This window comes from Rhizobium esperanzae, from assembly GCF_002204185.1.
GTDB classification, from domain to species: Bacteria; Pseudomonadota; Alphaproteobacteria; order Rhizobiales; family Rhizobiaceae; genus Rhizobium; species Rhizobium esperanzae.
Genome location: NZ_MXPU01000073.1, coordinates 1 through 703 on the forward strand (window position 1 = coordinate 1; position 703 = coordinate 703).

At 62.0% G+C, this 703-nt stretch carries 1 protein-coding gene and 1 pseudogene; both read right to left on the reverse strand.

Features of this window, described 5'->3' with window-relative positions:
• Window positions 1–404: pseudogene (locus tag B5E41_RS32545) on the reverse strand (IS5 family transposase); the annotation flags it as partial.
• Window positions 405–430: 26 nt separating this feature from the next.
• On the reverse strand, window positions 431–703 hold a 273-nt coding region (locus B5E41_RS30990; protein WP_141098868.1), incomplete at its 5' end, for a transposase domain-containing protein.

Below are 703 nucleotides of genomic sequence, written 5' to 3' on the forward strand. Positions count from 1 at the left end.
CAATCAGGTGATCGGCGGGAGGCAAGGCGTCGAGCACGAGACGTGCGCCCTTATGGTCGCTCATCTGACCCTCTGACAGAAGCAGGATAATCGGCCGTCCGTCTACGTCGCATACGGTGTGGAGCTTTGAATTCAGCCCGCCCTTGGTTCGCCCAACACGACGGGGAACATCCCCTTTTTAAGCAGGCTCGCCGCCGTGCGGTGGGCTTTGAGATGGGTCGCGTCGATCATGATGCGCTCCGGCTTCGGCCCCTCGCCGGCGAGCCCGGCGAAGATGCGGTCGAACACGCCCAGCCGGGTCCAGCGGACGAAGCGGTTGTAGAGCGTCTTGTGCGGACCATGGCCCGCCGGCGCGACTTCCACTGGAGACCGTTGCGGATCACGTAGACGATCCCGCTCACCACCGTAAGCATCCGGTGAAGGACGCAGGTCAGGCCGCTTGAGCATCCAGCGTAGTCGGCGTCCAGTTCCACGGAAGCAATTGTTCCAGTTTGCTCGTCGGCGTGTCAGCGATGTTGGCGAGGACATCAGCAAGCCAGGCTTGCGGATCGATGTCGTTGAGCTTTGCGCTCATGATCAGCGTCGCCATGAAGGCTGCGCGATCAGCACCACGATCCGATCCGGCGAAGAGCCATGACTTCCTTCCGAGAGCAAAGCCTCGCAGCGCCCGCTCGGCTACATTGTTCGTCAGGCAAATTCTCCC